This is a genomic window from Indolivaga alginatilytica, from assembly GCF_003201355.1.
Lineage (GTDB): Bacteria > Bacteroidota > Bacteroidia > Bacteroidales > Dysgonomonadaceae > Dysgonomonas_A > Dysgonomonas_A alginatilytica.
The window spans coordinates 1-26,892 of the sequence record NZ_QICL01000006.1 but is presented as its reverse complement, the minus strand read 5'-3'; the positions used below and the strand labels follow the sequence as shown (position 1 = coordinate 26,892).

The window sequence follows — 26,892 nt, the reverse complement described above, 5'->3', positions numbered from 1 at the left end:
ATTAATATAAATCTGCCTGTTTCCATCTGAAGAGTAAATGCAACCTAAATAAGAATTTAATATTATATTTGCAGTTCTAAACAACCTTATTATGAGCAAAAAGAACAAAAATATTTTAATTCTAATAGTAATAGTAGCTATTTTTATAGCATTTTGTGTTATTCCGACGCCTATTAGCCCTCTCAAAATGTTTATTAAAGGAGATGACAAAACAGGGTGTCTTTTGATTCTTTTTTTAGCAATGAGTACCATAGTTATGCAATCTAATATGAATGATTATAAATTAATCCAAATATTGAATTGTATTGTAGCAAGTATTACAATCTTATCATTATCTTATGCTACTTTTTTCTATGTGGGAGTAAATAGCATAGACTTTCTTTTTTGCCTGGGAGTATTGGCTTCCAGCATAATTATGTATATAGTCATATTCTACTTTCATAGAAAAAGACTAAAAAAAGAGATAGAAGAACTTGAAAGGAAATACGAAAAAAAATAGAATCGATTTATCATATATAAAAAGGGTTACAATCATTGTAACCCTTTTTTATACCCTATCTTATTATCAATATTAGAAAATAATCAGAATAATATATTGATACCACAACAAAATGGGATTACTTTTCAAGAATGTCAGTTAAGTCTTAGCTATTTACAGTTTAATGCAATAATAAACAAGGAATCCCACACAAAATGTAGGGTCCCTTGATTTCCTATAATATATTTTTAATATCCGGGATTCTGAGGTGTTATGCCTAAATCTTCACCTTTCTCTCCTGTAGGTATCGGAAAGCGGTAATGCTTACCTCTCACATTGTCATATTTCGCATGCAAATGTTTGTATACCTTTGCAAAAAATGCATTAACAGTACTACCATCTTTTCCTGTTCCTCCGGCTGTTTTATATGAATCATCGAAGTGTTCGAAGTCTTTCACTGTTTTGACAGTTGCTATCAATGTTTTCCAACGTACCAGATTAAACCAGTTCTTTTGTTCATAAACAAACTCATATCCCCATTCTTTACGAACATCGTCAACAGTAAGTGATTTCAGGTTATGCAATGTATTACCGTAAGCTCTTTCTCGAACCTGATTGATAATAGGTAGAGCCTCGCCGGTTTTTCCGGACTCAGCTAATGCTTCGGCTTTGATAAGTAACACTTCGGCATAACGTATCTCTATACGATCTACTTCATTTGTTGTGATTGCATGGTTTACGCTGTTCTCATAACTGCGATCGATGCCTTTGCCAAAGCGTGGCAGGGTAACAGGTGGTAAGAAATAATATCCTTTATTGTTTTCCTGTGGATTTTCCAAGTACGTTGTATATGAAAACTCTCTGCGTGTATCGGCTGCATCCCAATCATCGTGTTGCTTAACATTCGAAGGTCCTATGTGGTTATCCTTAGTAAGGTCGAAAGCAAATGTAAATGCACAATGAGTCTGGTGATTGCCTTGTGCATCTACAGCATCACCATCGTGACGTATTGTGAAGATATGCTCAGGCGCCTTGCTTTCATTCGATCTGCCAAATAATTTGGTATAATCGCTCAACAAACTGTATTTCCCGCTCTTGATCACTTTATCGGCATACTCTACAGCCTTCGTAAGTTTTGCATTATCAACATGAACATGTACGGGGTCGGAAGAGCTGTTGGCTATCTCCGCCAGTTGGTCTTGTGTCAACGGATTGTGTCCCCATGCAAGATATACTCTTGCTAGAATGGCATTCGCAGCTCCCTTGGATGGAATAATAGGGCTACTGTCATACTCGGGTAAGTCAGCCTCTGCTTCAGTCAGGTCTTTTACGATTTGAGTATATACATCATTAATCGACGAACGCGTTTTTACTGAAGTTCCGGTTTGTAGTACTAATGGAACTTCCCCAAATAGCTGAACCAGATACGAATAGGAAAGTCCTCTTAGAAACTTAGCTCTGGCGATGGAGACTTTTTTGGTTGCTTCGGATACAGCAGTCGAAGCACCTATTTTTTCTATCGCATCGTTAGAAGTACCTACAGCTTGATACAGCCGGCTGTAAACTTTAACAGGGTACCATGTTGTAGGTTTTGTTTCGAAGCGACTCACCTCAGGTCCAGCTTCATTTTCTTCACCTTCGAAACTGATAGTACCCTCAGTAGCCGATTCTATAAGAAACGAGAAAGAAGAACTAACCGTTTGAAGGGGTCCATACACACCATTGACAAGAGCAACAGCCTCTTCGTCACTTTTAACAACACTCGAACCGCCAACAATAGACCCTTCGTCGTCTTTATCGTTACAGGAAGAGAATGCAACGAGCAATACTAAGGCTAATAAAGCCTTGGATAACACTAACTTTTTCATACTTGTAAAATGTTAAATTATTAAGATATATGTATTGAATTCAAATAAAAGTGTGGATTCTTTAAATAACCTAGAATGAAAGTTCCATACCGGCCATAAATGTGCGTGCAGTAGGATATGCACCTATGTCCAAACCGCTTGAGATCTCGGGATCATATCCTTTATAGTCGGATATAGTTACCAGATTTTGAGCAGCAGCAAATAATCGAAGCTTTACAGGATATTTCTTAAATTTAATACTGTAGCCTACTGTCAAGTTATTTATTTTGAGGTAGGAAGCATCTTCCACATAACGGCTGTCTATATAAGAATAAGGGCGGGTACCCGTAATATAGGGTAGCCTGTTGGATGGGTTTGACGATGTCCAGCTGTCGAGTAGTGCCGTAGACATATTATAGCTATCGGTCGGATGTTCCAATGTGCGACGCAGCGAATTGTAAACTTTATTACCCTTAGAACCTTGAAGGAGAATAAAAAAATCGAAATTCCGGTAAGTCAATGAAGAAGAGAATCCGTAGATAAGCGTGGGTTGTATACTGCCTAATACTGTACGGTCATATTGGTCTATCTTACCATCGGGTATACCATTAGGACCACTTACATCTACAAATTTAAGATCTCCGGCTTTAGGAACTCCATTGGTTGTAGTTGGGAGTTTGGAGACATCTTCACCGGTCTGTACAATTCCATCGAAAATAAGGCCATAGAATGAACCCAGAGATTCGCCTACTTGCAATATCTGCTCCGAATTATTGCCTTGAAGCAGCCTCTTGGTGCTTCCCATATCTGTTATTTCATTTACATTGTGGGCAATATTTGCATTTACAACCCATGTCAGATTTTTATTATCGATCAATGTTGCATTTACAGCAAATTCAATTCCTTTATTGGTTACATTTCCTATATTCTCCAATTGTTCGATAACCCCTTGTGAGGCATCTACCGGCACATTCAATAATAAATCGGATGTCTTTTTGTAATAGATGTCCGCAACCAGATTCAGACGGTTTTTAAAAAACCCGGCATCGGCTCCAATATTGTATTGAGTCGTAGTTTCCCATTTCAAATTAGAATTTCCTAAATTGTCTTTTTTGTATGCCGCACCACCATTATAATGATTGGCTTTGTAACTTTGGGCATATTCATAGTCTCCGATCTCCTGATTACCAACTGTTCCGGCAGACATTCTTAACTTAAGATTATTAAGAGTACTTTGGTTTTTCAGAAAATTCTCCTGCTCCAAATTCCACGATAAACCGATGGAGGGAAAGTAACCCCAGCGATGCTCTTTTGCAAAGCGGGAAGAATTGTCGGCACGAATAGTTGCAGTAAGATTATATCTTTGTTCTAATGTATAATTTACCCTGCCTATAACCGAATGCAATGAAGCTGTTGATGTTCCCGATACAGGAGGGTAAGCCACAGAACCATCCGCCAGATTATTGTGTTTTAAAGATTCGTTTGTAAAATGGGTTGCAATAGATGTAACATAGTTTATATCTGACTTCTGATAGGTATAGCCGCCCAATAAATCTATATAATTTGCATCATTTAGCTGCTTGGTATATCCCAGTGTATTTTCGGTCTGAAATGTTTCATATCTCTTTGTTCCGATACCGCCAATGCCTTGTTCCGCAAGCCCGATAGCAGTGTAAGATGGAGCGAAGAAATTTTGTGTAATATTACTGACATCCGTACCCAAACTTACTTTTGCAACCAATCCTTCAAGAATTGTATAACGGAGAAGGAAATTACCGAGTAATGAGTTGTTGATGGTTTCTGCTACGCTATTTTCCAAATCCGATACCGGGTTTACCGCTTTGCTACCTATAGCAAAATAGGCATACTCGTACGGGTTCTTGTAGTTATAACTTCCATCGCTATTATAAATAGGGACTACCGGAGGCATAAACAAAGCATAAGTGAGGGAATTGGTAATTCCTGCCGAGAAAGGTGAAGAATTATAGTTCACAGGTTCGGTAGTGGTGAGGCTGTTTTGAGTACTTTTTCCAAAAGTTACAAAAACACTTGCTGTTAGGTTTTTATATAAATTTCTATCCAGATTTACGCGGGCATTGTAACGTTTAAAACCTGAATTGATAATGATTCCATCCTGATTAATGTAATTACCTGATATAAGATAGCGTGTTTTATCATCGCCTCCACTGATAGATAATTCGTGATTTTGAGTCGTTCCTGTTCTTAATACAGCATCCTGCCAGTCATACCCTTTACCCAACTTTGATATCTCCTCGTCAGTGAAATTTCCTTTGTTGTTGAAATAGTCTTTTTGAATTCTTGCCCATTGGCCGGCATTCATTAAGTCGAGCTTTTTAGCAGGCTTACTCCATCCTGTAAAATGCCTGTAATTGACAGAGGTTTCGCCTCGCTTACCTTTTTTTGTGGTAATAATAATTACCCCATTGGCTCCACGTGAACCGTAAATGGCAGTTGCAGAAACGTCTTTAAGAACTTCGATCGATTCAATATCAGAAGGATTAATGGATGCCAGAGGATTTATACTGCTTTCGATACTTCCCAGTCCGGTCTTGGTAGAACTGGCATCTCTATAAAAAATAAAGCCGTCAATTACATATAGCGGATCATTATTAGCATTAATAGAATTGCCTCCCCGAATACGGATAGAAGCTGCTTCACCCGGTTGTCCTGAACCCTGCTTTACGTTTAGACCAGCTACGGATCCGGCTAACATTCCATCGATTGTTGGCGATACATTATTCTCCAACAGCAATTTAGGCACCGTGGATACTGCTCCCGTCAGCTCTTGTCTTCTCTGGGTACCATAACCGACAATAACAACTTCATTTAAACTATTTACATCTTCAATCAGAGCAATCTTTATTGATTCTTTTTCCTCAGAGATATTTATCTCTTGGGATTTATAGCCGAGAAAGCTTACAACCAATGTTACCGGTAGTTTATCGGGTGATCGGAGTATAAAAGCTCCTTCACCATCCGAGGTTACTCCATTTGTTGTAAATTTTTCCGCAACAACTGCACCAATTATAGGTTCTTTTGTTTTCTCATCAAAGATATATCCTGTCAGAGATGTTTGCGAATAAAGGGTAATTGAGCAAAATAATAACCCTAAAAAAACATAAATATGTTTATTAACACTTGCAAAGGGGCTCTTTACCCTGAAAAAAAAGATTACTTTTGTCATGATAATTTTTATCAAGAGCACTTCCAATACCAATTGCCGTCGGAGGAGGAAGTGTTCGTTTTTTATTGAAACTTCATATTATTTTAATTAGCCATACCATACAGTTAACCATACCAATAGTTTGAATATCTATTGTAAAGACATGTATATGGAGTATCTAAATTATTTTCAAAGCTACAGTTAGAGCTTCTGCTTACTAGTAGAAATTAGCAGCAGTACATTCGCATTCGTGCAAAAGAAAGGGAAAGGGTTAAGTTTGTGTAGATAAATGCAAAAGGATATTTTGAGATAATCGAAATAAAATTCCTACTATTCAAAGGTGCCCATAATTTGTTTTTCATTCCAGATAATATTTTCATTCCAGTCTTTTTATTATCACCAGTTAATTTATAATGCAAATTTATTATTTGTTAACGAACCTCGAAATACCATATTTGCGGTATTTTATTCACATAAATATAGTATCCCTTATTCTATGGCTTTGAGATTTCCTTTGTCAACAAACTGGTTTATAACTCTTCTTAATTTTATCTTATCACTTGTGTATCCGGTAAATTCAACTCTTAAGAAATCAATGGCTTGATTAATATATTTATCTGTGTTAACTTGAAAATCCAGTTTAATTATCCAGAATTCAAGACATTACGCATATCCTCTTCTGCACCGTTTGGCAGTCTCTCTATAGTAATTTATTACTTTTATAATTCTCCGGTCTAATTTACTTATTTTCTATAATAAAGAATCATTAATCTCAGCACTAAGGCATATTGATATTTCCAAGGCATATTTTTGAAAGATATTTTTGTAGTTGTATAGTCTTCTTATCAAGTTTATGTTTCACTCTACTATCCATTCGAAGTCACTTTCGAAGGCAGATGACTTATACCATTTCAACTTTTTATACTCTTCGTTCAAAAATGAATACTTTTTCTGAGGAATATAAGTGGTTAGACCTGAATGTTTCTTTATATCAAAACCATTGTAGTCTTTCATGAAAGCAGGTGTTGCATTTTTCCAGACAACGCAATTCGAAATTAAAGTTGATAACTCACTCTTTTGATTATCTGTTTTCAGAAGTGATGCATAATAGTCTTCGAAGTCAAAGAACAAGCGATAAGAATATCGGTCGAAATGTTGTATCTCAGATATATTAACTTGTTTAGCTTGATCACAGTTATTCTTTATCCAATTTGCCAAAGGATCGAGTTGAGATGTTCTAATAATGGAGAATGTTGCTGATCGCATATATCCGGCTTTGTTATCAAACCAGATAAAAGCGTCTTCTCCAAAAGCCTGCAAACCGGATAAAGATCCCGACAGATGGTTTATACTCTTAGGATATATATAAGTAAAACCGGGAGAAAGTATCTCTGCCGAAGATGCCAGAATATAATCGGCTTTGTCTTTTAATTCGTAAGCAACCTCGATCCCTGTCATAAAACAAGCTTCGAATATGATATAATCGAAAGTGTTATCGGGGATAGCCTGAGCAAAATCCGACAGTTCCATTTCTTGTTTCTTATCCATAATAATGGATCGGGGACTTGTCAATGTACTTTGAGGTAGCCAACCGGAAGCATGAGAAAATACAACAAATCCGTACGAAGGTGATGGATAAAGACTTGTAACCTCTCCTATTACACGCGACAAAACCTCTTTACTTGCCGAATTTTCTTCGTCATAGTTGCGTATTATTTTTTTAATATTCTGCCCATTCTCCTTGACAATTTCAATTAAAGAAGGATTTGTATCAGCCGGATCAGTATATATCAATAGCTTTTTGCCTGAACCTCCTTGCCAGCCTTCTCTGATGGCCTCTATTTTTTGATAAGTTTCGGATGATAAATTATTATCTCCACCCAGATATACCAGAATTACATGGTTGGTTGCAGTTGAGTCAGTATAATTATCATCATCTTTTTCACAGGATAAAAGAAATATCCCGAGAAAAGCAGTTAAAGCTATTTTTATTATTTTATTCATTTATCATCTATATATAGTTACATTACACATAATATAATTGATTAGAAAATCCATGCGAACTTCACAGTCAACATGGACTAATGTAGCTAGTCATTAGTTAATGACTTCTATTTGTAATCAAAGAGTAATTAAATATCAACAACTTATTCTATTAATTTTGTTTCTTTTAAATTAGTGAACTGATCCACTACTATTCCATTTTTATCTATTAAAAATAACATTGGTGTAGCTGCTATACCAAAACGTTTGAAATTTTCTCCACTGAACGACTGGTAATCACAAAGTTTATCTACCCATGGATATTTCCCGATATTTTTTTCGAAAGACTCTTTATCTTCACGTTTCAGTTGTAACTAACGTAAATTATGATGTGCTTCCGTAGAACCTCCGTTCACTGCTTCTGTGAATAGCTTTTTCGCATTATCCAAGTCGCCTTCTTCTAAGAAAATAACTGCCATATTGTTTAATGTAGATGGGTTTGTATCTGTTTTTGATAAGACTCTTTCGCTTTCGGTTGATTTATCTTGTTTATCGAGGGAAATAAAATTATCGGCTGGGTTAAAATCGGTAAGCCCATACTGATGCCATAATAAACCGTACCCTTTGCTTGAAAAAATGAAGGGTATGGCGATTTGCGAATTAACTTGAATCAAACGATGGCTAACCCCTTTCAGATTGTAGTGCCCATCCTGAAATTGACCTAAACCAAAAATAAACTCATCGGTAGGTGATTCAAAACTTTGTTCGGAAACAAAGCAAGGCTCACCCATGATTGAGTCGGGTATTAATTTTCGTGAACCGGGTATTTCGCTCAGCATTATTTTCCCTGATCGCTCAGTAAGCAGTAATTTTCCTGTTTGTTTATCTACTGTTATAGCAATTTCTCCTCCGTCAACATAAGTTATATCAAGACTCCCTTCTTGTAATGCAATAATTACTCCATCTTTTACTTACGGGTGGTGTTTCACAACCTGTCCTTAGGCAAAAAGAGGCAAAACAATAAATAGTGCAGATATTTTTTTTATACTCATTAGCATATGCTTAAGTAGCGTTAAATATTTAATGCGATAATTCATCGACATAAAGCCTCTCCACCCCTCCAAAGGAGAGAGCTATTTCTCCCTTTTGGGGAGATTAAGAGGGGAGCCTTGCCAAAGCAATAAAAAGGTCTGCGACCTTAATTGGTTATTCTGATAAAACAAATCGAACCGATATTCTATAATTTAATCACAACCTTCTTACCAATATAATTTACCTCTTTATCTGATTTCACCAAAGAGACTATACCTGTTCCATTGGCAGGAGCGACACGTATAATATTGAATTTACGTTCGGTAATTATTCCGGAGAAAGAACCATTACGGTCGTTAATAGTCAATGTATTTTTTGCATCGTTCCATATAAAATTTATAGTTGAATACATCCCTTTCTCATAGTTGTAATTGTCGTTTTCATCTTCATATAACGTAAATTCGCCGTTTGCACCCGGATAAATGCGAATTTCACGGGGAGCATCCGCTCCGTGCGAACGCATCATCGGGCAAAACGTTCCGAACTGTACCCAACGGGCATATAGCTCCCGATAATCTGCATTTTCGAGCGGTTTCTTATAGTCCCAAAGGAAAAAACCGCCAATATCGCTGTTCCAATAAGGAATCCCGCATAATGAGAAATTGAGACCTGCCGAAATTTGGTTTCTCAATGTTTCCCACGATGCAACAATATCGCCCGACCACGTGTTAGCTGCATACCGTTGCTGCCCTGCAAAAGCAGAGCGGGTAAGAATAAACACACGCTTGTCGGATGTTACCGAGCGTTGATGGTCGTATGCACTCAATCTATCCGCTTCGTACAAAAACTTCACCTTGTTTGTCCAAGGTACGGGAAACAGAGGAGGCGACGGTATCAAATCGGGCAACTACTATTGGATAGACGGCGATAAGAAGTACTCGACAGAAGTGCTGAACCGTTGGACGGAGGCAACCAAAAACACGGCTACTTATCCCCGCCTCAGTTCGCAAAGTAATACCAACAACAACCGTTACTCTGATTTTTGGATGTACAGCACCAATAGGTTTAACCTGAGCAAGGTACAACTTACGTATAACTTTTCGCAAAGTATCCTGAAAGACAAATTCGTAAAGGGATTAACAGTATATGCTAACGGATCTAACCTGCTCACTGTGTCAAAAAACAAAGACATACTCGATCTCAATGTAGGTAATGCACCCTATTACAGATATTATGAAATGGGACTTGTTGCCAAATTTTAATTAAGATATACAAAAAAGTGACGATATGAAAAAACATATAATACTTCTACTGCTGGCTATAACCATACTATCGGGCTGCCAAGATCAGTTTGCCCCGGCCGATGATAGTCATTTTACGTTCGAAAACGTGTACAAAGACCCTACATTTGCCGAAGGGCTCCTTTTGAATGCGTATACCGCCTTACCCAATATTTACGGTTTCAGCTTCAATGATGTTGCCACCGACGACGCCGTATCGAACGACAAATCGAACGACTACCGCCGTATGGCAACAGGGCAATGGTCGGCTCAGTTCAATCCTATGAACCAATGGGACAGGTCGTATACTGCGATCATGTATTTGAATAAGTTATTAGTGGAGTCCGACAAAATCAACTGGGCTCCAATATCGGGCGAAAAAGTGAGTCAATTGTATAATTCCCGCCACAAAGGTGAGGCATACGGTCTTAGGGCATACTTTATGTACTGCCTGTTGCAGGCTCATGGAGGCTATGACGCTCAGGGTACATTGCTGGGTGTACCTGTCATCACCGCCTTTCTTGAAAACATATCGGACTTTAAGAAACCACGCGATACTTACAAAGACTGTTTGACGCAAATTTACGCCGACCTGTCGGAAGCCGAAAAATATTTACCTACCGATTATTCCAACATATCGGATGCTTCGCAAATGTTACCTATGTATGCAAGTCTGGGAGTCGACGTAGATTCTTACAACCGTGTTTTGGGTGATTACAATAAACAACGTATGACAGCCCGTATTGCTAAAGGCATCCGTGCAAAAGTAGCACTAATGGCAGCGAGTCCTGCTTATGGACAAGAGTCGTGGGAAAATGCTGCAAAATACGCAGGCGAATCGCTCAAGCTGGTAGGAGGAATCAGCGGGCTCGATCCTCAAGGAGGCTTGTTTTTTCTAGGTTCGAACGTAGATAAACTTGATATTCTAGCAGGTAAGGATCAGGGGGAAATACTATGGAGAGGCTCTATAAGCAAAAGCCGTAGTTTGGAGCAAAACAATTTTCCGCCTACGCTTTACGGAAACGGAAGGATCAATCCTACACAAAATCTGGTGGATGCTTTTCCGATGGCAAACGGATATCCTATTTCCGATGCCTCGAAGAGTGGATATGATCCAACGAAACCTTATGACGGACGCGACCCGCGTTTAGCCAATTACATAATTTATAACCGGAGCAGCTTTTCAAATAAAGTTATTTATACCGAAAACGAAGGCGGCAACGATGCAGTAGATAAAATAAGTACCTCTACACGCACAGGCTATTATATGCGTAAACTCTTACGTTCGGATGTAAATCTCAACCCGTCTTTGTTGACAGACCAGAATCACTATTCGGTACATATCCGTTACACCGAATTATTTCTGGCCTACGCCGAAGCAGCTAACGAGGCATGGGGTCCCGATGGTAAAGGCACAAACAGCTATTCGGCACGCGAAATTATAGCCGCTATCCGTAAAAGAGCAGGAATAAGTCAGCCCGATGCCTATTTAGCTTCTATTACCGGAAAAGACGATATGAGAAAACTCATTCACAACGAAAGGCGGTTAGAGCTATGTTTCGAAGGATTCCGATTCTGGGATTTACGTCGCTGGAAAGAAAGTATCAGTGAATCGGCTAACGGTGTAAAAATTGAGAATAACAGCTATACTGTGTCTGCTGTAGAAAACAGAACTTACAGCAATTTTATGTATTATGCCCCGATTCCTTATCAAGAGGCATTGAAGTTAGACCTTGTACAAAACGCAGGATGGTAATGCCTTATAATTTTAATATATAAAAGACAGTGAAAATGAAAAAATTATTTTTTGCATCAATCATATTGGGATTAATATTCGCTTCGTGTGAAAATCAAGAGAACGAATTTCCCGATTTCGATTACTCGACCGTATATTTTGCTTATCAATCGCCCGTCAGAACAATAACCTTGGGGGAGGATATATACGACAATTCGCTCGACAATGACCATAAATGCCTGATTATGGCAGCTATGGGCGGAGTATATAAAAATAAGAAAGATATTTCGCTCGGTGTGGTAGTCGACAATTCGCTTTGCGAAAGCCTTAGATTCGGCAACAGCAATGGAGATCAGGTAATAGCTATGCCTGCCGAGTATTACACCCTTTCAAGCGATATGAAGATCATGATTCCGAAAGGTAAATTTATGGGAGGAATAGAAGTAAAATTGACAGATGCTTTTTTTGCCGACTCACGCTCGGTCAAAAACACCTTTGTCATTCCATTGCGTATAGCCTCGGTTCAGAATGCCGATTCTATTCTGAGAGGTAAGAGCAACCTTCCGAAGCCCGATAGCCGGATAACCGATGATTGGGCTACCGTTCCCAAAGATTATATCCTCTATGCCGTTAAATATATCAATCCATGGCATGGCTCATATCTTCGCCGGGGCATAGATGTAGTGAAAGGCAACAGTGGCAACACGACCTTGGAAAATAAAATTGTCTACCACAATCAGTATGTGGAAAAAGACGAAGTATGCAAGGTTGTCACAAAATCGATGGATGAAGTTACCATTTCGCTGAACGCAAAAACCAAAGAGAATGAAAATCTCCCTTACGAGTTGGTATTGAAGTTCGATAAAGACGGAAAATGTGTTATCACCAATCCCGAGTCGGTTGCTTATAACATATCCGGTAGCGGAAACTTTGTTCTAAAAGGCGATATGTGGGGCGAAGAGAAACGCAATGTTTTACACATCAAATACAATGTCGATTTTGGCAATGCCACTCACTCTTTTACCGACACTTTGGTCGTGCGTGACCGTGGTGTGGCAATGGAAACATTCACTCCTTTTGTCATTAAATAAAGTAACACTTAACAAATCTGAATATGAAATATACTAATTATATATTTTTGTTCCTGACAGCGATATTCGTGTTTGCGTCCTGCGAAGATGCCCGACATGATGCTATAACTTATCAGGAGCCGGATATGAGCAATTCCATTAAAGCAATCGTTGGCAAATACGATGTTGTGAAATCTTATGTCGATTATGCAAACAACCCTGTTTTCAGGGTTGGAGCAGGAGTCGGAATAGACGAATATGTGAACAATGTTAAAGCCAATTCGATCGTTAACAGCAATTTCGACGAAATCACCATCGGCTACGAAATGAAGCATGGGGCAATAGTACAAAGCGACGGCGAGTTAAACTTTACGAATGTAGACCGTCTTTTTGCAGCAACAAGCGAAGCTAAAGTAGGCGTTTTCGGGCATACCCTTGTATGGCACACCAACCAGAATGCAAGCTATCTCAATAGTCTTATTGCACCGGCTAATCTTATGTCGAACAGCGATTTTGAATTGGGAACAATTGCAGGCTGGGCAGGCTGGGGAAATGGTTCGACAATGGGTGTTACCGACAACGGCAAAGGCTATGGAAATGCAGGGTATGCTATGTGGGTAACCAATCCTTCCGCCTCAGCCAATTATTGGGACGCACAAATACTCTACTCCCTACCCTTGCCTCTATTGAATGGATCGACCTACAATCTCAGCTTCGATGTGAAAGCCGATAAAGCCGCTGTTATAAGACCAGAGATGCAAAGTAGCAACTATTCATCAGACTCTTTTGGAACAGTCAATGCCAGTACGGATTGGCAACGTGTTGGCCTCAATACTACCATAACAGCAGACGACAGAAACAGGGTTATAATGAGTCTGGCTGAATCTGCGGCTACAATTTATATAGACAACATCGTACTCAGCAAAGTAGATGCTACCCCCCGTAGCCAGATAGCCGGCTCTTCGCTTAATGTATTAAAAACCACTTCGGAAGATGAGCAAACAATCATCGGCTCGGTGATGGAAAAATGGATTTCCGAAATGGTTTCGCACTGCAAACAGTACGTCAAAGCATGGGATGTGGTAAACGAACCGATGGACGACGGCAAGCCTTACGAGCTGAAAACAGGCATCGGCAAAACAAATAAGGCGGCTGACGAATTTTATTGGCAAGACTACTTAGGTAAAGATTATGCGGTAAAAGCCTTCAATCTTGCACGTCAGTATGGTAATGCAGGCGATAAGCTATTCATCAACGATTATAATCTCGAATATAATCTCGACAAATGCCGGGGTATTATTCAGTATGTGCAATATATCGAAAGCAAAGGAGCAAAAGTGGACGGTATAGGCACTCAGATGCACCTTTCGTTGACATCGGATAAGGAAAAGATAGTGCAAATGTTTCAGTTACTTGCTGCTACCGGTAAACTTATACGTGTTTCGGAACTGGATATACGATTGGGTAAAACCCCTACCGAAGCCGATTTGGCAGCACAAGCGGAAATGTACAGGTATGTAGTCGAAATGTATTTCAAACATACACCCGCTAATCAGCGTTATGGCATTACGGTGTGGGGAGTTAGCGATAGCCCCGAAGATTCTAAGTGGTTGCCGGGTGAACAACAGGCTCTTTGGGATCTTAACCTTCGCCGTAAGCTTTCATACAAAGGTTTTTGTGATGGTCTTGCAGGTAAAGATGTAAGCACAGGATTCTGAAAATGAAAAAAATATCCTCCCTTCGTAATAAAAAGGGAGGGTATTTTTTTAATACAGGAATATTAAGTAAATTGAAACCTGAAAAACAACTGAATATCAAATAATCTTAATTACAAAAAACATGAAAAAATGCGTACTCTCGTTTATCGTTACTTTCATTTGTGTATGCGTCTATCCTCAAAAAGACGTACAAATACGTGTTTATCCCGACAGGGGAAAACAAACTATCAGTAAGCACATATATGGTCATTTTGCCGAACATCTCGGAACGTGCATCTATGGCGGACTGTGGGTTGGCGAAGATTCTCCGATACCCAACACCAAAGGTTACCGCACCGATGTGCTCGAAGCTCTGAAGAAACTACAAATACCCAACCTGCGTTGGCCCGGAGGATGCTTTGCCGACGAATATCACTGGATGGATGGAATAGGCCCTAAAGAAAACCGCCCCAAAATGGTAAATAACAATTGGGGAGGCGTTGTAGAAGACAATAGCTTCGGTACACACGAATTTCTTAACCTGTGCGAATTGCTGGAATGCGAACCCTACATCAGTGGAAACGTAGGCAGTGGAACGGTAGAAGAGTTAGCCAAATGGGTGGAATATATGACCTCCGACGGCGAAAGCCCGATGGCAAACTTACGACGCAAAAACGGTAGAGAGAAACCCTGGAAAGTGAAATATCTGGGTGTTGGTAACGAAAGCTGGGGTTGCGGAGGCGATATGCAAGCAGAATATTACGCCGATCTGTTTCGCCGTTATGCTGTCTATTGCCGTAATTTCAGCGGTAACAAATTATTTAAAATAGCAAGCGGGGCAAGCGATTACGACTACAATTGGACAGATGTATTGATGAAGAAAGCAGGAAGCAAGATGGACGGTCTTTCGCTTCACTACTATACCGTTAGAGGGTGGAACGGCAGCAAAGGTTCTGCCACACAATTTAGTGCCGACGATCATTACTGGACGATGGGTAAATGCCTCGAAATAGAAGATGTGCTTCAAAAGCATATGGCTATTATGGACACCTATGATAAAGACAAGCGTGTAGGGCTTATGGTGGACGAATGGGGTACATGGTGGGATGTGGAGCCGGGTACAAATCCGGGATTTCTTTTTCAGCAAAATACCATGCGGGATGCTTTTGTTGCCGCTCTTACACTGAATGTATTCAATAAATATACAGACCGTATTCAGATGGCTAATATCGCACAAGTAGTTAACGTGCTTCAATCTATGATATTGACCAAAGGAGACAAAATGGCTCTTACCCCCACTTACCATGTCTTCGATATGTATCGGGTACATCAAGATGCTACTTATCTGCCCATGGATATTATTGCTGAAACAAAACAGATAAGAGGTCGTAACGTACCGTTGGTGAGTGCATCGGCATCGCAAAAGAATGGGTTAACGCATATAACCTTAGCAAATATAGATTTGGATAACGACCAAAATGTAAGCATAGACGTTTTCAATACAAAAGTAGGGAAAGTAAGCGGTAAAATATTGACTTCGAAAAACATCGAAGATCACAATACATTCGATAATCCCGAGTTGGTAAAACCTCAGGTATTTTCGGGTGCTAAAATAGAAAATGGTAAGCTCAATTTGAAGCTACCAGCGAAATCTATCGTTGTACTGGAAATACAATAAGAGAAATTTCTTAGAGTCAGTTACTAATGCGAATCAGTAGTTGGATGTCGGAAATAAACACTCATTTTACTGACGCACCCTATCGGGCTTGTCTTTCATTTTGCCTTGATGCAAAACGAAACAAAAGATCAAGACTGAGCCTCTTTTCCCGACCCGATACGTGCTCCGAAAGCGAAAACAAAAAAATACTTTCGACTTTGATTTCTTTTTGTTTTTTACGCTTTCCTCCCACATCGGGTACCCCGTGCAACCGGCAAAGGTCGGAGAGCCTGACGGGCGTAAGCAAAGCCGACGTTTACTTCGGGGGTGAGGTATCCGTTCAACGAAGCTGTCGATAAGAATAAAATACAAAAAGTCCGACAGGACGGCTTATTTTATTCCGACGGCAAGTTGCTAACGGATCACACCCGTAAGTGGTCGGCAAAAGACTTTTTGGTTCCTTTTGCGGATTTGGGCAAAAGGAATACAAGCAATCTTTGATTGCGCGTAGTATAACGAAAGTAAAAGAGAGTTTGTGACTAACAACTCAACTACTGATTGCATTACGACTAAAATACCCCCAAAAGTTAAGCATAACTTTTGGGGGTATTTTTCAATAAGCAGATATTAGTTAATCGTTCTTTAAGAGTCTCGTTTCCGCCAATTTCATTGTCATTTTATCAGGAGAAGCTACAAACTTAACCTCTAAAATATCTTTCCCTTGTTCACTTTCGGGTATAGGGTAAACAGTACTGAACAAACTGTCACCGCCTTTGCCGTCCAAGTCCAATGTAGTTAGTTTAATTCCGTTTATATAAATGGTACAGCTGCGATTCGGGTCAGAGTTAAAATAGCTTATATACAACTCCTTACTGTTTCTGTTTGTATTTTGTAGCCGATAACTAAACCATCCTTTGGCTTCACGCCAATGAATGTCATCAACAAAACCATTATTGGAATGATCCGATTGTATAAAATGATCCGACTCGGGTTGTTGCTCTCCACATACCACCTTATCTACGGTAATAGCATCCAGCTTTATACGTACTTCTTCCTCCTGCTCTATTCTTTTCTGCATATTCTTTACTTCGTCTGTGGTTGCTTGTGCCCAATAAAGTATATAGCGTGATTCGTGTAAGCGGAAAAACGGGATTAACTCCATTCCATCACCATACTTATCGGGATAAAGCCCAGATAGATGGAACGTAAGAGACTTCCCCTCCACAGGTTTTATCAATGATTCTATCTTATTGGGTTCACTCACTATAATAGGCATATCTTTTATGGGAATTTGCTTTCCATGTGCTATATGTCCGCCACGGCTATCATCGGCAAATAAGCCTTCCATATCCTCTGTGCCTGCTTTGGCTGCTAATACAATAGGACCGTAAAGAATAGAATAGTAGTTTGACTTATCAGGTAATTGCTCTAATTTTATGTGCATAGGCATTTTCATTGTTACCTTATCGCCTTTCTTCCATTTCCGTTTAATTGCTATATAAGTTGCAGGCTCTTGCGAAAGAGGGTAATCTTTGCCGTTTATCGAAATTTTCAAAGCCCCTTTTTCTACCCATTCAGGATATCTTAATTGTAAGGTAAAGATCTTATCCTTATCGGGATTCACTGTCAAATGTGTTTCATCCTCATCTGGAAACTTATTCTGCTGTATTATTTCCGTATTCATAGCCTTCCAATCTAATCGGGAAGGGATGAACAGGTTTACAAACAATTCGTTTTCAGTATGTGCGTAAATCATTTCGCCATACTTCGCATGATTCTCGAGACCTGAACCCACGCAACACCAGAAACTAGTTTGTGGCTGTGAATATACGCGGTAATGTGCCGGACGCATCTGTGTAAAATATACAAACCCTCCCTGAACGGGATTTTGTGTAGAAAGAATATGATTGTATAACGCACGCTCGTAGTAGTCCACATATTTTTCATCCTTCGATGTTCCATAAAGCATTTTGGTCAAACGTAACATATTGTACGTATTACAGGTCTCAGGGCCTTCTATGCTTTTTACCATCTTCGAAAAATCGCTTGTCGAATTAAAATGCTCGCTCACACTATTTCCTCCTATTGATACAGAACGCTTTTCAACGACTGTTTGCCAGAAAAAACGAGCGGCTTCCGACCACGATTCATTATTTTCGAGATCGGCAATACGTTTAAATCCTAACACTTTAGGTATTTGTGTATTGGCATGCATACCTGTCAACTTATCTTCATGCTGAAGCAGAAAATCGAGAATCTGTCGATGTGAGAATTGATGTGCCAATTTCAGATAATCACCATTACCTGTAATGGCTGCCGCATCAGCAAATGTTTCGTTAAGGCCTCCATGTTCGCTTCGAAGCATATCCTGAATTTGCTCTTCCGATAATCCGGATACGAGATCAACAGCCCAGTCTGTCATCTTTATGAGCATATCTTTCGCCATATTGTTATCAGCATAAAGATAAGCATCACGCAATCCGGCATAAGTTTTATGTATATTATATAGAGGAACCCATTTGTCATTGAGACTGAAACTTGCAGCTCTTATATTTCCGGCAGCTACCTCTTCCCATATCGCTTTCCCTCCCGGAACTCCGCCTATGTACCCATCACCATTCTTGTCCTGACAGTGTTTCAACTCATCAATCATATAATCGAGCCGTTGTTTTATCAACAAATCTCCTGTTGATGCATACATCATAGAAAGAGCCGAAATATAATGTCCACCAATATGCCCATCTAACCCTGTGTTTTCCCAATTTGTATAACTTTCGGCTTTAGGTATAAGACCTGCCTCGCGTAAAAAAGGAGCAAGTAATCTATCGGCATCTAAAGCCAATAAATACTCTTTATCTAACTCCTGGGCATGTTTAAAGGGACTTTCTAAAAGTCGAATATCCTGTAATTTAAAATACTCTACTTCTCGTTGTGTTTGTGCCATAGCAGACGACAGATAAAGAAGTGCTAGGATAAATAAGACCTGTTTCTTCATGTTTTTTTATTTAAGGCTATTTTAGAAAATAGTGCTAATAAAATGCAATATACTATTTTTATCCTTCCGACTGATTCATTCCATCCAATGTCTTTATAGTTCCATCGGGGTTGTATTCTAGTTCTACAACTTTCATACTGCGGAGCCATGTTTTTCCTCCCGAAGGAACACTATCATGATAGAATAAATACCACTTGCCATTATATTCTACTATAGAGTGGTGTGTTGTCCAACCTACAACGGGAGTCATTATCACGCCTTGATAAACAAACGGACCATACGGATTGTCGCCTGTTGCATAACAAAGGTTGTGCGTATCACCTGTTGAATACGAAAAATAATATTTCCCATTGTATTTATGCACCCACGATGCTTCGAAAAATCGACGTTGAGTATCACCTTGTAACAAGGGTTTGCCATCTTTATCCTTGATAACAATATCACGTGGTTGTTCGCCAAACTCCATCATGTCATCACTCAATTGTGCAATTTTAGAACATATCGAAGGTTCATCATCGGCAGGAGTAGCAGCAGATTCTAATGCCTTATTGTTACGATAACGTTGCAACTGACCACCCCAGATTCCACCAAAATACATATAATGTTTACCATTATCTTCGAACACGCACGGGTCTATACTGTAACTGCCCAACATAGGATGCTTCTCCGAAATAAAAGATCCATAAGGTTTGTCACTAATAGCTACTCCGATTCGGAAGATATCATTACGATCTTTCAACGGAAAATACATATAATATTTACCATTTTTAAAAGCTACATCCGAGTCCCATAATTGCCTACCTGCCCAAGGAATATCTTTAACGGTAAGCACGACACCATGATCGGTAACCTCTCCGTTTATATCTTGCATCGAGAATACATGGTAATCTTTCATATTGAAGTGATCGCCATTATCATTCTCCTCTACTCCACTTTCCCAATCGTGAGAAGGATATATATACAATTTACCTTCGAACACGTGAGCTGCGGGGTCTGCCATATAATCGTTGGGAACAAGGTATCTGGGGCTTCTCGTTGTGTTTGCTCGATTATTACCTTTTTTCAGATCGGCGTCTGCCATCTTTATAATCTCATCAATAACAGGTTTAGCTTTGTGTTGTCGGTCGAAGAGTAACGGATAATCGGTACGCCCGTGTATGGGCCAGTTGTTCTTCCATGAATCGCCATCCGACAATCCCCACAACGTTACTCGATTGATGACGTTAGAGTGTTTCAGAAAGAGTGCGAAAAAATCACCCATACGCTGATTCCATTTCTCGGACACATCATTAGGTAATCCTTTAGTGTAGGGATCAAGCTCTTTTTTATAATCGAAATTTGCCGAAACCTCAGCTCCTACATTTTCACGAAAAGGAAGTACCGATATATCAAGTTCTGTTATCATTACTTTGGCTCCTGTTGAAGCAAAAGCAAGTATGCTTTTTTCAAACTCTTGCATCGAAGGGTGTTCTAATCCTAGGTGTCCTTGCATTCCTATACCATCCACTTTTATACCTTGTGATTGTAATTTTTTCACCAGTGCAACTACTGAATTGCGTTTACCAGGGGCAGCCATCGAAAAATCATTGTAATATAATTCTGCATCGGGGTCGGCGGCACGTGCAAACTGAAAGGCGAGACTTATAAAGTCTTCTCCTATGATATTATAAAATTTACTCTTTCTGAAAGTACCGTCGTCTAAAATGGCTTCATTGACAACATCCCATCCTTTTACACGTCCTTTGTAACGGGATACTACGGTGGTTATGTGATTCTTCACGCGTTCTATCAGGACTTCTCTCGATACCTCTTTTCCGTCTTTATCGGTAAAAAACCAACGGGGGGCTTGTGAGTGCCAGATGAGTGTGTGCCCGATTATCTTCATTTGGTTTTGTTCTCCAAACTCTACAAACTTATCGGCATCTTTAAACATAAACTTCCCTTCCTCGGGTTGTAGCATCGCACTTTTCATGCAATTTTCGGCGACAATAGAATTGAAGTTCTTCTTTATAATCTTTGTGGCAGTGACATCTCTCTCCCATATCTGTTGAAGGTTCAAAGCAACTCCTATATTAAACTTGTCTTTGAGTGCATCTTTTAGTGCGGGTTCTTTTATTCCCTCTGCTCTGGCAGTAAAAAAACCTCCGAATAGGGCTAGGCAGAGAAACAACCTCGTGAACATGAAACGCGAAAGGTGAGTACATTTTCTTTTCATAAATTTATATTGTTTGATTTTATAATTTAAAGTTGTTATTCTATGAGGAACGATTTGTGTGAAAATTTTGGATAAACTAAAGTATAGCGAAAGATATAATTGAAGAAACTATATTGTTTCAGATGTTTTGCAGTGCGTTACATACTATTATTAATGTGTAACATTCATCGTATTCTTCAGAGCTTTATACCTCTGGATTCACTTAAGTATTTATACAATACAGTTTATTACTTCAAGATTAATAAAAAGCCAGCATAAGGACGAAAGGCTATACGCCCCTATGCTGGCTCATCTGATTATTGAATATTATTCTTCAAAAGTTAGATAGTTTCCGAATTATTTGGATACATAGTCAGGGGTTATTATCCTGTATTTTCCGCTCAGGTGCATCAGGCTGAACAAATACAACAGCCCATCGTAGTATGGGTCGAAATAACCATCGTCGTAAGGTTCGAGCTTGGCATTCCATAGAGCATGGACAAAATCCATATTTTTATCGTCCGCATTCATTGTATCGGTAGTGGCAAGAGTAGCCACCAGCCCGATTGAATGCCTCAACCCTTCGGTATCGCCAGCCTTAAGAATAAAGTCGGGTCGCGAGCCATCGAGGTTAAACTGATCCTCGTAGGTATCTATGCCCTTCGATCTGAAAAATTTCTGAATGCATGCTGCATAATCTTCCTGCCACTCTTTATCTTTTCCGTACCAATTGTAATCCATCGCAATATTCATAGGCACTCTCCACGAATCATAGCGAAATGCGGCAGGCATCCACGATGTGGAATGCGGTTTTCCGCTAAATTCGGTATAATCGGCATTCAACCCGGTGATCGGATGGCACGCCCTGTGGAGGAAAACACGAGCCGTATCGGCACAATCCCGGTAAAACTGTTCATGCCCGTCTTTAGCGTATTCTGCCCATATTTCTAAAAAAGCAGGCAAATGATACGATGGATCTGTCCAGTTATAGGCATCGCCTTCGGGAACAAATGTTATTTGCTTGTGTTCGGTATTGATAAGGTTACGGATATTTCCTGTTCCGTCTTTTTTCCACATATTGTCCAATATTCTGCGTGCTTCGCCATAATAATCAATGCCGGTGTTGTTTCCCCATCTGTTAGATGCAAATAAAAGGGCAGTAACATAATACAATTCGCCATCCGAAGCCGATCCTTCGGAGTTTCGTTTCATCTTTGCAGGATCGAAACTCCAGGCAAAATATCCTTCCCTAGCTCCATCCTGATGCTGATGATAGGTTTTAGACCATCGCCAGATACGATCAAAAACATTTTTCTTGTTAAGCTGAACGGCAACCATCATACCGTAAGAGAGACCTTCGGTGCGTGCATCGTGGTTTTTAATGTCTGAGACATACGCCATAGAGTCGCCCACCTCGAAGTAAATGGGGTTATCTCCTTCAAAAAGATCTTTATAAGCTTTCTCTACTTTAGCGTCTATATCGGATTGGGCATATCCGGCTTCCTGAAAAACATTCCGGTATGTACCTGTATGATAAGCACCTTTGTTAGTCTGTCCTATGATACTGATGTTTACACAACAAAACGTCAGTAGAAAAAAAGCGATTTTTATATTCTGATTCATCGTTATTAGATTTATGCTGTCATCAATTTTCAACGTTTTCATCTATCGGAATATTACTGTATTCTTCTATCAACCGAAGTGTTACAGGCTTAAAAAGCAGTTGCGAAAACATATATAAGTTTTGCTTCCAGACCTTAAAGTCGTGGTATCCTCCGGGTATTACCTGATATACATGAGGTACTTGATTGGCTGTAAGATAATCGTGTGTGCGTTTACTGAAATTTATTAAGTTATCCTGATCTCCGCACGAGATCCACAACAGTTTCAATTTCTCTTTGGCTTCTGTCGGATCAGGCATCAACAATTGGGGTTCTTTGGTATTAGGAGCGGAAGAAAAGCCTCCTACCCATGCAAATTTATCGAGATTACCCAACCCGAAATTTAAGGACTGCCCTCCCCCCATCGATAATCCGGCAATGGCCCGGTCTTCACGGTTGCTGATGGCTGAGTAATTTTTCTCGATAAAGGGTATGAGATCGTTGATTAAATCTTTTTCGAAAACGGAAAATGCTTCTACCTTATCCTTGTCGAAGATATTGCCCGTAGCCCTGTCGTCTTTCATTGCACGTCCGTTGGGAAGCACAACTATCATGGGAATTATTTTTTTATCGGCATACAGGTTGTCGAGAATCACTTGAGGCTGCCCGTTTGTGAACCATTCCTTTTCGTCTCCACCTATTCCGTGCAAAAGATAGAGTACAGGATATTTTTTGTCTTTCGAATATCCGGGAGGTGTATAAACAAGGGCCCTTCGGTTTGTTCCTACGGTTGCCGAAGAGTACTCGATGGTATCTATCTTCCCTTCTTGAATACCGCTTCGCAGCATATCGTAACCGTCGGGTGCATTTTTGAAATTCTGGCTATACATATTAATATATGTACCTGCAACAAAGAGGCATAACAGAAGTAACTTCTTCATCGTATTTTTATTTTTTAATGGTTGTGAATAATATTAGAGTTTTTATGCGAATCAGTAGTTGGATTGTCTCTAAAAAACGCTCTATTTTCTTTTTTTACTGACGCACCTCTATCGAGGTTTGTCTTTCATTTTGCCTTGATGCAAAACGAAACAAAAGATCAAGACTGAGCCTCCTTGCCCGACCCGATAGGTGCTTGAAAGCGAAAACAAAAAAATACTTTCTTGATTGATTTCTTTTTGTTTTTTACGCTTTCTTCTCACATCGGGTACCCCGTGCAACCGGCAAATGTCGGAGAACCTGACGGGCGTAAGCAAAGCCGACATTTACTTCGGGGGTGAGGTATCCGTTCAACGAAGCAGTCGATAAGAATAAAATACAAAAAGTCCGACAGGACGGCTTATTTTATTCCGATGGCAAGTTGCTAACGGATCACACCCGTAAGTGGTCGGCAAAAGACTTTTTGATTCCTTTTAACCCCACCCGTCCTCCCCACAAGGGAGGAGTCAATTGGCTTCCCCTCTTGTGGAGGGGATAGAGGGGAGGTGGCAAAAGGGACACAAACAATCTTTGATTGTGCGTAGTATTAATAACTTTAAAGAGCATTTTTTAGAGACAATCCAACTACTGATTGCAATTATATGTAAGCATTTTGCCGACTGTCATTAGAAGATTATACAGCCGGCAAAACATATTACACAGGTTTTAATTTGCAGAATTACCTTTCATATTGCTATTTGTAGAGAGCTCGGACGAAGGTATAGGCATTCTCAGATGTCTTTGATAAGTGAATGGAATAGTTCCTGTCAGTCCCGTTTGCTCCACTTGCAGAGCATTTTTGTTCTTCAAATTATCCAGTATCGACGATGCATCGGGGTCGTTGGGGTTGTTATACCAACGCATGAGATTGAAAAAACACCAGCCTTCCCAATACAATTCAGCCGAATATTCGTGCTTCAACAGGCGGCGAACGGTATTTATTTTTATGCCTTCACACACTACTTGTCCATTGGCAGACACCACTCGTCCCAATGTAGGAGCCTTCGAAATCAGTTGTTCTGCCGTAGGCAGATTTCCTGTTCCTGTGGCATAAAACATACCTTGATCGGCTTCCGTAGCGTTAAGCATTTTTTTATTGGCTCTTTCACGTACTTTGTTTATATAGGTAAGTGCTGTGGCTTCGTCTCCTGTTTCGATAGAACATTCGGCATACATCAACAGTACATCGGCATAACGAATCAGACGGTCGTTTATACCACTCTTTCCGGCATCGTTTACATATTCATCTTCACCATATTTACGTACTCCAAACCACTTGCCTTTCCATTCATCGAAAGTTCCTCCACTGAACAAGATATTATGACCGATCCATGCACCCGATTTTCCTTTATACTTTGCACCGTCGGGTATCCATAGACCTTGATATGCACGAGGATCGATTATTTTTCCGTTTGCATCTTGTTCAAACTCATTGTATAACGCCAAAGATGGTTGCCCGTTCCACCAGCGACCCGATTCGCTTGAGTTGGGAGCGGTCAACTCTATTTGTCGCCATGTATTCTGACCGCTTATAGTCCAAGTGCCTATGTCACCGTTTGCTACCGGATTAAATCCGTCGGTATCGGTGCTTCTCGAAAACTGTACTTCAAATATCGATTCTTTATTGTTTTCGTTAGCTTCCGAACCGTTATCTCGATAGTTGTTTATTAATTCGTATTCGTTAGAGTCTATAATCTTTTTTAAGGCTTCTTTCGCCAAAGCCCACTCCGCATCACCGGCTTTAGCCGTTGCATCAAGAATAGGGCGAGCCATGTATGCTTTTGCCAAATAGGCAAAGGCTGAGCCTTTGGTGGCTCGTCCAAGATTTTCGGGGTCTGTGTATACAATCGAACGTACAGGTAAGAGATTGGCTGCTTCTTTGAAATCGCTTATCATATTTTGATAAATAACTCCGGGACTGGAAGGACCGAGCTTAAAGTCGGCTCCGCCGGTGGTAGTGTAATTACGATCGGGAATGGCATCTCCCCAGAAGTAAACGAGATAAAAACGACTTAGTCCTCGTAAAAATATGCTTTCTCCCATCAAGCGGTCGTATAACGCTTTGTCTTCGGCATTGTTCAGGTCGAACGCTCCGTCCTGATTGATCTTTAATCTTTCTATCGCAAGATTGGCAGCATATTGGAGTACAAACATATCCTGATAAGACAGCGACATAAATTCATTATCGCCCTGCACCACAAATTGAGATATGTTGGCAGAAGCAGTCTCTCCGGCAACCGCTCCGCTCGTATATGTATATTCATCGCTGCGGGCATTGAGCATGAACGGCATACAGCGTGTCCATCCTCCGCCACGTTGCATAATATTGTATGCTCCGTTGACAGCCCCTATCAGATTTTTTTTCGTATTATAAAAATTAGCATCGCTCTCCGCCATTGGATTTGTATAATCCATATTGGGTTGGCATCCGGGGAATACCCATGCAGTTACTATTATAATAACTGCGATATATAATCTTATTCGTTTCATGTTATGTTGATTTTAAGATTTACATTAGAATGTTAACTGTATACCTGCGAAAAACTCACGTTGACTCCAGTAAGTGTTTGACGAATAGTATACTGTACCATCGACACCCCGATCGAGGGTAGTACCACCGTTGGGCACTTGAGGGTCGAACATCGAATACTTTGTAATTGTAAACGGATTTTTCACTCCTGTAAAAAGACGCAATTGTTCTACCGACAAGTTTTTCAATTTGTTTTTAGGGAAAGTGTAACCTAAAGTGATACGATTGCAACGCAGGTAAGAACCGTTTTCGATGAAATAGTCCGATGCATTTTGATGGTTGTTATTCGGATCGTTAAGTACGGCACGTGGCACAGAAGTGTTGGTATTGGCAGGCAAAGTTATTGTTTCGCCTCCTGCGGTAGTGAAAGTGAGGTCTCCGGCTCTGAAACGATCGTTCATGTCGGTCATCTGATTTTTTGCCGCAAATCCGCCCAGTAAAGTCGATTTCCAGTTAGTAATGCGAATCAGTAGTTGAACTTTTCCGCTGATTTGTTTAGTTAAAATGTTTATAATCAATAAAATAAGCGATTGATTATTTGCTCAATCTCTTGAAAATCATTAACTTAAAAGAATAATCCCCATTATTTTTCAGTTATGATTCCCAAGAAGAAAGAGCTTAAACTGATAAA

At 39.9% G+C, this 26,892-nt stretch carries 16 protein-coding genes and 2 pseudogenes; 6 read left to right on the top strand and 12 right to left on the bottom strand.

Annotated features, from left to right (window positions below; translation table 11 throughout):
* Positions 1-91: 91 nt before the first annotated feature.
* Positions 92-499, top strand: a complete 408-nt coding sequence (locus CLV62_RS06820) for a hypothetical protein (protein WP_110310039.1) — start codon at positions 92-94, stop codon at positions 497-499.
* A gap of 227 nt (positions 500-726) precedes the next feature.
* Here the strand turns inward: CLV62_RS06820 and CLV62_RS06815 are convergent, their stop codons facing one another.
* The 5 genes and pseudogenes from CLV62_RS06815 to CLV62_RS06790 form a co-directional block, all read right to left on the bottom strand.
* Positions 727-2,346 (bottom strand): RagB/SusD family nutrient uptake outer membrane protein, encoded by a 1,620-nt coding sequence (locus tag CLV62_RS06815; RefSeq protein ID WP_110310038.1) that lies wholly within the window; start codon positions 2,344-2,346, stop codon positions 727-729.
* Positions 2,347-2,416: 70 nt separating this feature from the next.
* Positions 2,417-5,530 carry a SusC/RagA family TonB-linked outer membrane protein gene (locus CLV62_RS06810; protein ID WP_110310037.1) on the bottom strand — a complete coding sequence of 1,038 codons (3,114 nt, stop codon included), beginning with the start codon at positions 5,528-5,530 and terminating at the stop codon, positions 2,417-2,419.
* Between the two features lie 837 nt (positions 5,531-6,367).
* Positions 6,368-7,513 (bottom strand): clostripain-related cysteine peptidase, encoded by a 1,146-nt coding sequence (locus tag CLV62_RS06805; RefSeq protein WP_110310036.1) that lies wholly within the window; start codon positions 7,511-7,513, stop codon positions 6,368-6,370.
* Between the two features lie 353 nt (positions 7,514-7,866).
* Complete coding sequence (locus CLV62_RS21900; protein ID WP_394337195.1) at positions 7,867-8,445, bottom strand: hypothetical protein; 579 nt, start codon at positions 8,443-8,445, stop codon at positions 7,867-7,869.
* Positions 8,446-8,729: 284 nt separating this feature from the next.
* Positions 8,730-9,341: pseudogene (locus CLV62_RS06790) on the bottom strand (glycoside hydrolase family 31 protein); the annotation flags it as partial.
* Positions 9,342-9,378: 37 nt separating this feature from the next.
* On the opposite strand from CLV62_RS06790, the gene CLV62_RS06785 reads away from it, so the two are divergent.
* From CLV62_RS06785 to CLV62_RS06765, 5 genes are all read left to right on the top strand, one after another.
* Positions 9,379-9,786, top strand: a complete 408-nt coding sequence (locus CLV62_RS06785; RefSeq protein WP_110310034.1) for a hypothetical protein — start codon at positions 9,379-9,381, stop codon at positions 9,784-9,786.
* A gap of 25 nt (positions 9,787-9,811) precedes the next feature.
* Complete coding sequence (locus CLV62_RS06780) at positions 9,812-11,560, top strand: RagB/SusD family nutrient uptake outer membrane protein (protein ID WP_110310033.1); 1,749 nt, start codon at positions 9,812-9,814, stop codon at positions 11,558-11,560.
* A 35-nt stretch (positions 11,561-11,595) separates the two neighbouring features.
* Entirely contained in the window at positions 11,596-12,630 is a 1,035-nt protein-coding gene (locus tag CLV62_RS06775) for a DUF5627 domain-containing protein (RefSeq protein ID WP_110310032.1), read from the top strand.
* Positions 12,631-12,653: 23 nt separating this feature from the next.
* A complete protein-coding gene (locus CLV62_RS06770) occupies positions 12,654-14,327 on the top strand; it encodes an endo-1,4-beta-xylanase (RefSeq protein ID WP_110310031.1) in 1,674 nt (557 codons plus the stop codon).
* A 121-nt stretch (positions 14,328-14,448) separates the two neighbouring features.
* Positions 14,449-15,984, top strand: a complete 1,536-nt coding sequence (locus CLV62_RS06765) for an alpha-N-arabinofuranosidase (protein ID WP_110310030.1) — start codon at positions 14,449-14,451, stop codon at positions 15,982-15,984.
* 610 nt (positions 15,985-16,594) lie between these two features.
* On the opposite strand, the gene CLV62_RS06760 is transcribed toward CLV62_RS06765, so the two are convergent.
* The 7 genes and pseudogenes from CLV62_RS06760 to CLV62_RS06735 all read right to left on the bottom strand — a co-directional run bounded on the left by CLV62_RS06760 (position 16,595) and on the right by CLV62_RS06735 (position 26,779).
* On the bottom strand, positions 16,595-18,958 hold the full coding sequence (locus CLV62_RS06760) for a glycoside hydrolase family 127 protein (protein WP_110310029.1): 2,364 nt from the start codon (positions 18,956-18,958) through the stop codon (positions 16,595-16,597).
* Positions 18,959-19,016: 58 nt separating this feature from the next.
* On the bottom strand, positions 19,017-20,039 hold the full coding sequence (locus CLV62_RS21895; protein ID WP_185144250.1) for a glycoside hydrolase family 43 protein: 1,023 nt from the start codon (positions 20,037-20,039) through the stop codon (positions 19,017-19,019).
* Positions 20,031-21,140: pseudogene (locus tag CLV62_RS06755) on the bottom strand (endo-1,4-beta-xylanase); the annotation flags it as partial. The pseudogene CLV62_RS06755 and the gene CLV62_RS21895, both read right to left, overlap by 9 nt.
* A gap of 369 nt (positions 21,141-21,509) precedes the next feature.
* Complete coding sequence (locus CLV62_RS06750; protein ID WP_245904034.1) at positions 21,510-22,817, bottom strand: glycosyl hydrolase family 8; 1,308 nt, start codon at positions 22,815-22,817, stop codon at positions 21,510-21,512.
* Entirely contained in the window at positions 22,798-23,694 is an 897-nt protein-coding gene (locus CLV62_RS06745; RefSeq protein WP_110310028.1) for an alpha/beta hydrolase, read from the bottom strand. The genes CLV62_RS06750 and CLV62_RS06745 overlap by 20 nt, the downstream gene beginning before the upstream one ends.
* Positions 23,695-24,397: 703 nt before the next feature.
* Positions 24,398-26,221: a RagB/SusD family nutrient uptake outer membrane protein gene (locus CLV62_RS06740; RefSeq protein ID WP_110310027.1), complete on the bottom strand. Its 1,824-nt coding sequence runs from the start codon at positions 26,219-26,221 to the stop codon at positions 24,398-24,400.
* A gap of 24 nt (positions 26,222-26,245) precedes the next feature.
* The gene (locus tag CLV62_RS06735; protein WP_110310026.1) at positions 26,246-26,779 is read right to left on the bottom strand and encodes a glycosyltransferase family protein; all 534 of its coding nucleotides are present in this window, start codon (positions 26,777-26,779) and stop codon (positions 26,246-26,248) included.
* Positions 26,780-26,892 lie beyond the last annotated feature (113 nt).

What these genes read in the sequence shown, in the direction of transcription:
- CLV62_RS06820 (WP_110310039.1), top strand. Translation starts at nt 92, where the DNA reads ATGAGCAAAAAGAACAAAAATATTTTAATTCTAATAGTAATAGTAGCT.
- CLV62_RS06815 (WP_110310038.1), bottom strand. Translation starts at nt 2,346, where the DNA reads ATGAAAAAGTTAGTGTTATCCAAGGCTTTATTAGCCTTAGTATTGCTC.
- CLV62_RS06810 (WP_110310037.1), bottom strand. Translation starts at nt 5,530, where the DNA reads ATGACAAAAGTAATCTTTTTTTTCAGGGTAAAGAGCCCCTTTGCAAGT.
- CLV62_RS06805 (WP_110310036.1), bottom strand. Translation starts at nt 7,513, where the DNA reads ATGAATAAAATAATAAAAATAGCTTTAACTGCTTTTCTCGGGATATTT.
- CLV62_RS06780 (WP_110310033.1), top strand. Translation starts at nt 9,812, where the DNA reads ATGAAAAAACATATAATACTTCTACTGCTGGCTATAACCATACTATCG.
- CLV62_RS06775 (WP_110310032.1), top strand. Translation starts at nt 11,596, where the DNA reads ATGAAAAAATTATTTTTTGCATCAATCATATTGGGATTAATATTCGCT.
- CLV62_RS06770 (WP_110310031.1), top strand. Translation starts at nt 12,654, where the DNA reads ATGAAATATACTAATTATATATTTTTGTTCCTGACAGCGATATTCGTG.
- CLV62_RS06765 (WP_110310030.1), top strand. Translation starts at nt 14,449, where the DNA reads ATGAAAAAATGCGTACTCTCGTTTATCGTTACTTTCATTTGTGTATGC.
- CLV62_RS06760 (WP_110310029.1), bottom strand. Translation starts at nt 18,958, where the DNA reads ATGAAGAAACAGGTCTTATTTATCCTAGCACTTCTTTATCTGTCGTCT.
- CLV62_RS21895 (WP_185144250.1), bottom strand. Translation starts at nt 20,039, where the DNA reads ATGGCAGACGCCGATCTGAAAAAAGGTAATAATCGAGCAAACACAACG.
- CLV62_RS06750 (WP_245904034.1), bottom strand. Translation starts at nt 22,817, where the DNA reads ATGAAAACGTTGAAAATTGATGACAGCATAAATCTAATAACGATGAAT.
- CLV62_RS06745 (WP_110310028.1), bottom strand. Translation starts at nt 23,694, where the DNA reads ATGAAGAAGTTACTTCTGTTATGCCTCTTTGTTGCAGGTACATATATT.
- CLV62_RS06740 (WP_110310027.1), bottom strand. Translation starts at nt 26,221, where the DNA reads ATGAAACGAATAAGATTATATATCGCAGTTATTATAATAGTAACTGCA.